At 41.3% G+C, this 11,124-nt stretch carries 8 protein-coding genes; 3 read left to right on the top strand and 5 right to left on the bottom strand.

The features are described 5' to 3' along the window. Positions 1 to 836, bottom strand: an 836-nt coding sequence (locus tag KFO40_RS00805) for an ISAs1 family transposase (protein ID WP_211145979.1), incomplete at its 3' end; no start/stop codon positions are given. Between the two features lie 277 nt (positions 837 to 1,113). On the opposite strand from KFO40_RS00805, the gene KFO40_RS00800 reads away from it, so the two are divergent. Then, a complete protein-coding gene (locus KFO40_RS00800) occupies positions 1,114 to 1,725 on the top strand; it encodes a DsbA family protein (protein ID WP_004307474.1) in 612 nt (203 codons plus the stop codon). A 454-nt stretch (positions 1,726 to 2,179) separates the two neighbouring features. On the opposite strand, the gene KFO40_RS00795 is transcribed toward KFO40_RS00800, so the two are convergent. Then, positions 2,180 to 3,253 carry an IS110 family transposase gene (locus KFO40_RS00795; RefSeq protein WP_008645115.1) on the bottom strand — a complete coding sequence of 358 codons (1,074 nt, stop codon included), beginning with the start codon at positions 3,251 to 3,253 and terminating at the stop codon, positions 2,180 to 2,182. A 356-nt stretch (positions 3,254 to 3,609) separates the two neighbouring features. On the opposite strand from KFO40_RS00795, the gene KFO40_RS00790 reads away from it, so the two are divergent. Together KFO40_RS00790 and KFO40_RS00785 are read left to right on the top strand one after the other, a co-directional pair. Next, entirely contained in the window at positions 3,610 to 3,954 is a 345-nt protein-coding gene (locus tag KFO40_RS00790) for a hypothetical protein (RefSeq protein WP_004307475.1), read from the top strand. A gap of 335 nt (positions 3,955 to 4,289) precedes the next feature. After that, positions 4,290 to 4,766, top strand: a complete 477-nt coding sequence (locus tag KFO40_RS00785) for an HU family DNA-binding protein (protein WP_004310403.1) — start codon at positions 4,290 to 4,292, stop codon at positions 4,764 to 4,766. A 96-nt stretch (positions 4,767 to 4,862) separates the two neighbouring features. Here KFO40_RS00785 and KFO40_RS00780 read toward each other — a convergent pair whose 3' ends face one another. The 3 genes from KFO40_RS00780 to KFO40_RS00770 are packed head-to-tail and all read right to left on the bottom strand — an operon-like array spanning position 4,863 to position 11,122. Further along, positions 4,863 to 6,518: a RagB/SusD family nutrient uptake outer membrane protein gene (locus tag KFO40_RS00780; protein ID WP_004310401.1), complete on the bottom strand. Its 1,656-nt coding sequence runs from the start codon at positions 6,516 to 6,518 to the stop codon at positions 4,863 to 4,865. A gap of 8 nt (positions 6,519 to 6,526) precedes the next feature. Continuing rightward, the gene (locus tag KFO40_RS00775) at positions 6,527 to 9,298 is read right to left on the bottom strand and encodes a SusC/RagA family TonB-linked outer membrane protein (RefSeq protein ID WP_211145978.1); all 2,772 of its coding nucleotides are present in this window, start codon (positions 9,296 to 9,298) and stop codon (positions 6,527 to 6,529) included. Positions 9,299 to 9,325: 27 nt separating this feature from the next. Next, on the bottom strand, positions 9,326 to 11,122 hold the full coding sequence (locus KFO40_RS00770) for a RagB/SusD family nutrient uptake outer membrane protein (protein ID WP_008776100.1): 1,797 nt from the start codon (positions 11,120 to 11,122) through the stop codon (positions 9,326 to 9,328). Positions 11,123 to 11,124 lie beyond the last annotated feature (2 nt).

The raw sequence follows: 11,124 nt of genomic DNA, 5'->3' as shown, positions 1-11,124 counted from the left end.
GCTACTATTGTTCTCTCCGACTTTATCCCTACAATAGACTTCAACCCCACAAGTTTCTTCTTAAACATTTTCTCCATAATAGATCCATAACTGACTACAGTACATGTTCTTGTCTCAATCCTTCCATGTCCGGTGTTTTCCGACACATGCCTGGTGACTCTATTGGTTATTTCATCTCTATCCTGATAATCGTCAATGATTTGTTTAGCTAGTTGATAATTTTTTTTCTTATTCTCCTTTATAGCTATAATATAATTTGCATTATGCTCAATAATGGTCTGGGTTATATCTTTCTGGCATCCCATCGCGTCAATTGTAACAATACAACCACTTAGTTCCAAAGAGTTAATTAACAATGGAATAGCTGTAATCTCATTGCTTTTATCATCTACTTTTACCTGACCTAAAGAAATTCCATTAGCGGCAGACCATGCAGAAACCATCCATAATTTGAATCCTTCTTTTCCCGTAGTATGTTCTCCGTCACATTGGCTTGGACCACGCATGAGCTTGCCATCTATAGCAACAACGCCTTTCACCTCCTGACAGACTTGTTTTACCCAATTACGGAAGATCAACTCAAAATACTCGGGCTTTATTATACTGAAGAATCTATTAAAAGTATCATGACTAGGGATGAACTCCAGACCAGGTATGCGACTTTTGAAAAAAGCAATTTTCGCATTGCCAAATTCCTCAATCTCATTCCAGGATTGAGCGCCACAGATTACAGCAGCAATGGATATATAGATAATAGTTTCCATTTTATGTACTTTTTTGCGGTTCATCCTAGGATCTTCTATTTGTTTACAAAGGTCAATTATGCCAATTTTCATGTTAGTTTATGTTTTAATATATCTTATAAAGATAAGGAAAATAATCGACATTAGCAAATGATAATATGTTAATAACCAACAATATAGTAAGGAAATTACAAACGAGAATATAGTAAAAAATATAATGCGTCTGCCCTGGAACACTATAGTTTCCCTTGCGGAGCACTATAGTGGGACGAAAGAGAAACTATAGTGGAACGAAATAAAAGTAGCAAGTGAAGTAAATCCGGATAGGCAAACGGATTTATCAATGTGCCTACACTAAATAAAAACGAATATGAGTATACAATATGACCTTTACGACACGCCTGACATTCAACAAACAGGCGACGCACAACCGCTTCATCCCCGCGTAGTATTCAAAGGAACCGTTGATCAGGAAGAATTTCTAGACCGTGTACACAAATTCACAGGAATAAGCCGCAGTTTACTGGCGGGCGCCATGCAGTCTTTCCAAAACGAGTTGAGAGATTTGATTGCCAACGGATGGATTGTGGAACTGGGAGATATCGGATATTTTTCAGTGTCTTTAAAGGGACCTCGTGTAATGAAGAAAAAAGATGTGCACGCACAATCTATTGAGCTGAAGAATGTCAATTTCCGGGTAGGCAGCCAGTTTAAGAAAGAAGTAGGCCAGCAAATGAGACTAGAACGTGGAGAATCGATGACTCGTCACCATGGGAAAGGGCACAGTGAAGAAGAATGTTTGACAATAATCAACCAGCATCTGAACAAATATCCCTGCCTGACCCGCACCGACTATAGCCGATTGACAGGACACGACAAAAAACGTGCTTTGAAAGAACTGAATGCTTTTATCGAACGTGGACTCTTAATCCGTTATGGAACAGGCAAACAGGTGGTTTATGCAAAGAAAACAGAAAGTTAAGTTAAAATCATCTAGCAGAATTACCTAGAATTCCAATTCTGAACTGAACAAAAAAACAATAATTCAGTGTAGGGTTCTTTTTATATTAATCATATTTATACTGACTTTTAGTAAATCAGAACTATCTATGAAATTATAAAACAAGATTACTTGCTTTATCAATATTTATTGCTACTTTTGTAGCGGTTTCCTTTCATACGTAGAGAGGAACATTTTATTTTTTTATAGAGAACGATTATTTATTGCATTCAACCATAAATTCGGCAAAAATTTACCGCGAATGGCAATAAGTGATGTCAGGTCTCGCGCACACTTCTGTATATAATTTGTTTATATACCCAATGGGCGTGGGACTATCACTTATGTCGCGGAGGGTCTTTGCCGAGCCTATGGTTGGCGTACAGTTGGTAGTTTCCCACGTATTCTATGCTAATATCCTAATCTCTTATTCCGTTTAACAATAAATTAACTTCTCGTTCTTTTTCCTTTCTATAACTTCTCGTTCTTCATAATATTTGTATGTATTTTGATCATATGGTACTTTCTTCCTGACTAATGCCACTATGATTCTTATGAGTTTGTTCTTGACATTATTTAAAGCCACTTGAGGCTTCTTTCCCTTACTAATCAGTCTTTGATAGTAATCTCTAATTTCGGGATTATATATTTTGGCTATATGAGCTGCTTGTCCTAATAATGATTTAATAAGTTTATTGGCGAAATGGCTTGTATGAGCAGGTGTATTTACACTCGTTCCGGATTGTTTACCAAAGGGGGCAACTCCATAATAGCATGCAATCTTTCTTGGGTCATATCCGAATTTTTTGAAGTTGTTTGTGTAGACCAACATACAGGTTGCGTTTTGCCTGGCTACGCCTTTTATTGAGGTTATAATAGCATAATTTTCTTTCAGTTCCTCATCCGCCTCTATTATGCTATCAATGGCCTTATCGCATTCGGCAATTGTTTTGTTTATCTCCGCAATAAGGTGTTTGCTCTTGCGGTTGATGAAGGATATTGCTTTTGACTTGTTTGATTGTGATTTGTCCTCTTTTCGTAATTCCATTGCCACTCTTTGCCCAACTAGCTTATGCCTATAGAGGAAAATCTCCCTTAGTTGCGCAAGGGATTCATTCAATGGTTCAAAGGGTACAACCTTGTCCTGTTGCCTCCATGCGTATTCAGCAATGATTGCTGAGTCCGCCTTATCGTTTTTCACACGCTGGATACCACTGCTATGTTTTATGGCGTAAGCGTTCTCAATCCATATGTCATAGCCTTTTCCGTAAAGCCATTTGCTCAGTCCTATACTACATGAACCTGTGTCTTCTCCACAGAATAGCCATTCCTCAGCAATTGTATTCCAAGCGTTTGTTTTAACCCAATTACATAACTTGCGGTAGCCCGTAGTGTTATTTGGGAAACACCCATACTCACGGGAGCCTATTTCGTTCATTCCACATGCGAGAATTATCGTCGCGTCAAGTTTCTCCTTTGAAAAATCAATTCCAATAAATAATTTTTTCATATTTTTGCTGTACTTTTCTAAGACTGGTAAAAGCTGTTTGAACTCTAAACTCTAAATAGGCTCGCAACCTTGATATTCTATCGGAGCTTTGCAGCTTGGCGGAGAGAGGCCGTTACGTGGGCTAGCCTCAAGTGCTTTCTCTTTTATGGTGTCCTCTTCCCGCCTATCAGTCTTTATCTTAATACAACAAAGATAATAAGACTGATATTTTCCTGATAAGATGCGGAGGTAATTATTCGTCTCGCTTGACTTTTTTAAAATAAATTTCCGACCTCTTATCTATTAACTGCAAACTTAGAGCTCTCTTTTTTAAACCGCGCACCACAGGGAAATGATGCGACAAACATAACAAAGATATGTACGATGACCTGAAAGAAAACATTATTCTAGTAATGCAGCACCCTATCGCGCGCCGCCCCATCTCCAACTTATCAGATGAAGAACGAGAAAAAGCATTCGACTTGTTGAACTATCTTTCAACTTTATCCGTTGACGAAAACTATACCTTATTAGATTACATCCAAATGGCACGTCTTGAATATGCACTTGGAGAGCTTGAGTATAAAACAACCAATGATACAGAAAAAGTAATACGACATTTTAGAACCGCCCTCCAACATCTGGAGAAAGGAGGGTTCGACTTAAGTATAAGCAAGTGGACAGAGTTAGTCAGCCTGCGAACCAAAGAAGATACGGAATAATTCAGAATCATAACCCTTACCAGTATATATAGAAGATAGACAACAAAGCGAAAAAGATTGCTTGTGCAAGTAGTCCTTTCGTTCTATCTTCGAAGAGGATGCCTTCCCCACACTTGATACCCCAATATCTTGATCGGCATCCTCTTTTTCTACCTTTCTTCCGAATCTTTTTTTTACATAAAATTCCCCAATACAGCAGCATTCTACTTATTAACTAATTTATTAACGCACAATTCTTTTTCAGCTTGGTCATGAATTTCGGAAACCATATCTTTGCATCGTGATCACAAAACAACAATAAAACAGATTAACTAACTATTAAAAGAAGAAAGACTATGGCATTAAAGTATGTTGTCAAGAAAAGAGTTTTCGGCTTTGACAAAACAAAGACTGAAAAGTATGTAGCACAGAATGTAATTACCAATACGGTAAATTTCAGAGATTTATGCAAGGAAGTATCCATGTTCGGTATGATTCCCGAAGGCGCAGTGAAACACGTGATTGACGCACTGATTGATACATTGAACACCAATCTCAACAAAGGATTGTCTGTACAATTAGGCGATTTCGGATGTTTCCGTCCGGGCATGAACTGTAAAAGTCAGAATGAAGAAAAAGATGTAGATGCCGATACCGTTCGTCGGGTGAAAATTGTATTTACTCCGGGATATAAATTTAAGGATATGCTGGATAATGTAAGTATCTACAAGACGGAAGGAAACGGCGGCACCTCTTCCGGAAATGGAGGGGGAAATAAACCGGAAAATCCGGACGAAGGCGGTAGCGGTGAGGCCCCGGATCCTGCAGCATAAAACTGGAACAAGGGACCACACATAGAAAAGGACTTCTTCCCATAAAAATGAACCCTAAAAGTTAGACAAAAACTTTTAGGGTTCGCTTAGTCATAGTTACCAGCCTGTATTTTGACCTAAATTAGGATTCTTATAATATTCAGTCTGTGGTATAGGATATAAGTACATCTTATCATCCCAGTTACGTGTTTCAAGCAATTCTTTCTTATAAACAGGCAAGCCGTTTTCCATAGTGATCTTGATGCAATAAATAGCTTTGGTTTTATCACCGATTTTCCAACGGCGGATATCCCAGAACCTATGGTCTTCGAACGCAAGTTCCACTCGTCTTTCACGACGGACGCTTTCAGTAAACGCGTCGCCGCTTGTTGTAATGGCAGGCATATCAGCAGCAGCACGCACCTGATTCAGTGCCGCACGTGCAGACAACGGATGGTCATTATCCGTATAATCAGCGTCTTTCCAGGCATCCATTGCTTCCGCATAGTTCAGGAGAATTTCCGCATAACGGAATATGATGAAATGGTGCGGTTTCTTTTTCTCATTGGAAGGAGCTAGAGAAACAGTCTCATTCATATACTTCTTCAAATAATAACCTGTGGTAGTCGCTCCGGTTGTTCCGGCACCGTCTTTTCCTCCTTCATAAGACTGGATGGTCGAGTTCATCCATGTATCGCCATTGCAAAGCACCGTTTTATAGAATCTTGGGTCTCTGCCTTCATACGGATTCTGCCCCGGTGTAATCTGTTCCCAGTCAAAGTCTTTTCCATTAGTCATCTGGAAGGCATCCACCAGGTTCTGGGTGGGCACGTTGCCTGTTTTCCCCTTTTCATAACTGATAGGCAAATTGTTAGCTTCAAAATCAAAGCTTTCCCCATTTCTACGTTCAAAAATTAATTGCGGAGATTTCAATACATCGTTTCCACCATTCTTGTCATACAAAGGATCTACATTCGTCTTCGGCAAACTGTACCAGTTCTCTTTTATGATAGCATAAGCCGCATCGGCAGCCGCTTTCCATTTATCGGCATCCTGTGCGGGATTATGCAACAAACTCGCCGCATAAAGAAGAGCACGGGATTTCAATGCCAACGCTGTACCTTTGGTCACACGTCCCGTCTCCGCCCAAAAGTCCTGATGACTGACAGGCAGAGTTTTGGCCGCGTCACTACATTCGTCACAGATATATTTTATCACTTCATTGAAAGAAGTCTTTTCCACGCCGTTGATTTCATCCAAAGCATACGTACGTGTCAAAAGTGGAATATCACCGTATCGTTTAGCCAGTTCGAACAGATAAAAAGCTCGCAACACCCGTAATTCTTCACGATACATGGTAGCTTTGGCAATGTCTTCTTCATACGTGTCGTTCCAGCGGAAACGCTCCAGTTTTTCCTGTGAATAGTTTTCAAGAAATGAATTGACGGAACGGATAGCTCCATAGCACTTCGACCACATATTATCGACTGCATTGTTGGGACTCCAGGCATTGTTATAAAAGTCGTGAACACTATTATCACTCCAGACATAAACAGAATTATCCGTTGCAGACTCCCTCAAAGCCCCGTCGAGCACTCCGAGATCTCCGGGCAACTGGCTATAAACGTAGGTAGCCAAACCTTTCACATTGCTAAAGTAGGAATAGGCCTCTTCCCTGTCCAAGCCTGTCGATTCGTCCAATTCGAGCAAGCTACACCCCGATACGGATAATAGCAAACCTGTATATAATAGGATATATTTTCTCATGGTCATCTCACATTTTAGAAGTTAATATTCAACCCGAAATAAACAGAAGTCATATCCGGATAATTGATTTTCAGATCTTCACAGTTCATATACTTCACATGATCGAGCGAAAAAAGATTGTTAGCTCTCGCATACACCTGAATCTTCTCCATTTTCACTTTCTTCGCCCAAGAGGAAGGAAGGTTATAGTAGACATTCAGGTTACGAAGTTTGAAATAGCTCCCGTTTTCCAACCACTGTGTACTGTTTCTGAAGTTATTGGCATTATCCAGCGTGGTCAGACGGGGGACATTTGCGATGTCTTTCGTTTCTTCCGTCCAGCGGATTCTGTCATTCAGATACCAGTTGGAAATATTCGTGTTGTTTCTCAACGGCCAGTATACGCTGGCAGTGTTCAACATCACACTATAATGGGCTACTCCTTGAAACAGAGCATCCACGCCGAAACCTTTATATTCAAATCCCAAATTAATGCCATAATAAATCTCCGGTATGGCAGTGGAATATCCTATCGCCTTCTGGTCATTGTTGTCAATCACGTTATCGCTATTCAGATCCCTGTACTTGACATCACCTGGACGTACTTCCGAGAATTTCTGCACCGGACTGCTCTTTATGTCCGCCTCATCTCTGAAATAACCGATAGCCTCCCAGCCAAAACACTGCCCGACAGGGTAACCTTTTTTAGACAAATAGCCATACGGCTGATATCCCTCACCATTTTCTACGACTTTACTTTTGGCATAGGAGAAGTTGGCTCCGATATAATAGTTGAAGTCCTTGTATTCCTTTTTCCACATGGCAGAGAGTTCCGTTCCTTTTGTTTCCACCTTTCCTGCATTCATCTGCGGAATAGTAACCCCGATTGCCGATGAGATCAGCCCACTTCCGTCAATCAGGATATTAGTGCGCTTGTCATAAAAACCGTCAATAGAAAAAGTCAGTCCCTTGAACAGGCTCATATCCAAACCGATATTATATTTATCCGCAACTTCCAGATCCAGTTGTTCCATTGCCAACACTCCTTCCTTCAGGCTACTTCCGGCAGAAGTATTTCCGGCCTGAAAATAGTAAGCACCGCTTCCTACCCAATATTGCTTATCCATGTCATAATCATAAATATCATATCCGGAGCGTCCGTAAGAAGCACGAAGTTTCAGATAGTCAAAAGCGGAAATTTCTTTCATGAAATTCTCGTTCGAAAGTATCCAGGCGGCAGAAATGGCGGGATATGCACGATACTTATCGTTCTTCCCCAATACGCTACTTCCAAAACAGTTGGCTACGATATCCACCATATAACGGTTGTCAAAATTATAACCTGCGGTTCCGATGATGTATTGACGGTAACGACTGTTATTAGCCCCTGTCAACGTCATTGATTCTTGACGAAACATAGCACTGGCCGTAAAATCATGTTTATCCCATGTCCGGTGATAATTGACCTTCGCTTCAAAATTGGCATGTATGTATTGATTGGCCAATCCTTTGTTGCTGATTTCCAGTTCATCGTTAGGATTTCCGTAATTCGTGTAAATCGGTTCTCCGCCTGTGCCTTTTTCAATGGTCTGGTACATAAAACTTTTCTTGGCTGTTTCCTGATAGGTCGCATTATTATCATAAGCAATAGCGAGTTCCACACTCAACCCGCGAGTCAATACAGACAAATCCTGCACCAACCGCAAATCCGCCTGCAACATACGCTGATTCAGTTTATAATAACCTACGTCCGCCAGATTGGCTATCGGGTTTGTTTTCAGCACATTGTTACTGCCCCAGAATCCATTCTGTGTCTGTACGGGAAATGCGGCGGACGGGGTGTTGAAAATCTGTTCAAACAAAGTAGCTTCCGACGTGGTGGGACGCTTGGTCTCTCGCAGCATACCGAGCATACTCAATTTCAATTTTGTCGCGTCCGTAATATCCACATCCAGATTCATGCGAAGATTGAGGAAGTATTTCTTCATCTGGGAGTTATAGCGATCTGTATAATCAGTGTACTTGCTATTCAGCAGTCCCATATCGTTTTTGTAATTGAGGACACTGAAATAACGAAGCCGCTTGCCACCTCCGCGGAAAGTGATGTCCAGTTGATGACTGGTTGTATGATTGCGTAACGCTTCTTTCTGCCAGTCCACATTCGGATAAAGATCGCTATTGCCTCCGGACAGGAAAGAAGCTTCATCCATGTCCGGTTGCAAGCCATCATATCTCAATGCTTCATTACGGGCTTTGGCATAGGTATAAGCATCGGCAAATTCCGGCTGATTAACAGGGAAGCCTAAACCAAACTTATAGTCTACTTTTATATCCTTCTGGCTATATATACCGCGTTTGGTAGTTATCAATACCACTCCGTTGGCGCCTCTGCCTCCCCAAAGAGCAGTAGCAGCACCGTCTTTCAAAACAGATATTGATTCTATTTCCGAAAGGTTGATATATTCGAGAGGGCGTGCAAAACCATCTACTACAAATAAAGGTGTATCTCCATTCAAAGAACCGCGTCCCCGCACATTGAGACGAGATTTATCTGTGCCCCAACTAGTGTTCTGCATCACACTCAATCCCGGCAACAAGCCATAAATGGCATTGTAAGGACTAGTGGCGGCATTTTTATCTAATTCATTCGAATAAATGGTAGAGACAGCCTGTGTCTTCCGTAATTCGGTGGTCGTCTGTGTGCCCAGATCGATTACCTTATCTTGTCCTTCATTATTTTGCGCTATACCCGTAGTGGCAAACGCCAACGAGAAAGCTACGATATAAAGTGATTTATTCATAATCATTCTTCTTATTGTTCAACGATTTGATTATTACCAACCCGGATTCTGAATCAATCCATATTTCTTGTTTATCTCATCTATAGGCAGAGGCAACAGGAAATACTTGTCGTTCCACTTTTCAGGTTTTGCATACTGACGCGTTTCCGCCATTGCATGAGATACGGTATAAGAAAAGCCGCTTGGCTCACCGGCCGCTTTTTTAATAATCAGACGTGACAATTGTCCGGTAAATATATCTGAGCGTTTCCAACGTACCAGATCGAAATAACGTACTTCTTCATAGCCGAATTCAATGGCTCTTTCGCGTAATATTGCTTCACGCAACGGTTTGCCGGCCGGAACATCTGTTGCCGAAATCGCAGGCATACCCGCACGCAGTCTGGTTTTATTCAGATAATCATAAGCCGTATTACCAAACTCATCACGGACTTCCGCCTTATTCAATTCGTTCATCGCTTCGGCCATATTCAAATAAACCTCCGGAAGACGGATCAACGGACAAGAATAAAATTTACCATTCACTTCGTCATTGAAGTTCCGTATGAATTTTCTCATGGCAACCCCATTGTAACTCATTCGTCCGTCTTTATAAGGCGCCTGGGTGGCTCCTTCGTAAATTTGCACTTTCTGGGCGCCCCTAAACTTATCTCCATTCACAGCAACCGTTTCATATAAGCGGATGTCTCTTCTCGGATTTCCGTCCTTATCAAAGAAGGGGAATTTTTTATGATCAGGATTGTTCCAGTCGAATTCTGTCCCGTCTTTCATCTGAAACATATCGACATAGGTCAGTGTAGGAGAAGCAACTCCATAACGTACCTGGGCGAACGGTGTCTTTCCCGTAGCATAAGTGGTGAATCTTCTAGAAGAAATCAAGACTTCACCGTTATGGCGATTGAAATATCCTGCTGCAAAATCATCGCGGGGATTACCTGTATTCACCAGTTGATAAGCGTCTGAGTTCTTTTTATTAGCCCGCATAAATTCTAATCCGGCATCCAACGCCTTCTGCCACCTGTCCGGTGAATAGTTGCCATACCAAGTAAGGAACTGAGACGAAGCATCTCCTTCCAGATAGGGCTTTTCAGCATTAAATAAAGGACTCGCCACAAACTGAAGCACTCTGGACTTTAACGCTAAAGCAGAAGCAGCCGTCATTCGTCCGTCATTATCTGCATTCACCTGCCAAGGCAGTACAGAGGCCGCTGCATCCAGTAATCCAACAATCTTCTGTACGGTTTCTTCTACTGTCATACGAGGAAATTTCATCGCATCTTCTGCCGTATATGCATGGTCTATCCACGGCATACCACCATAATAACGGAGCATTTGAGAATAATGATAGGCAATGATTACTTGCGCTTCCGCTTTTCCTATCGCTTTCTCATCCGCAGTCATATCCGGCACTCTATCCACATTCTCAATGTAAATGTAGGCTCTTCGAATACCATAAACCGGCCCTACTCCTATCGTAGTATTGGCGACATCCAACCGATATGGAAGATGTTCCAGATATGTATTTGTTCCGTCCACTGTTCCTGTATAGAATTTAGGCGCTCCCTTTTTCGTCCAGTCACCCAGATCGGTTAGCATTTCCAGAACGCCATATCCCAGACGTCCTTGCATCGGCAGATAATCCGGCAGGGAATGATAAGTTTCCGCCAGTGCCTGCTCAGCATATACCTTTTTGTTAAAAACAGAATCGATATTCTGTTCGTTACTTATCGGCTTATCCAGAAATTTCTCTCCAAATTTAAGGTCTTCGCACCCTATCAGTGTCAATACAGAGAGAGAAAGACAACCTATATATTTTTTATAGTTTTTCATTG

Origin of the sequence: Bacteroides sp. 1001302B_160321_D4 (assembly GCF_015667765.1) — a bacterium.
GTDB lineage: Bacteria > Bacteroidota > Bacteroidia > Bacteroidales > Bacteroidaceae > Bacteroides > Bacteroides xylanisolvens.
This window is presented reverse-complemented; position numbering and strand designations above follow the sequence as displayed.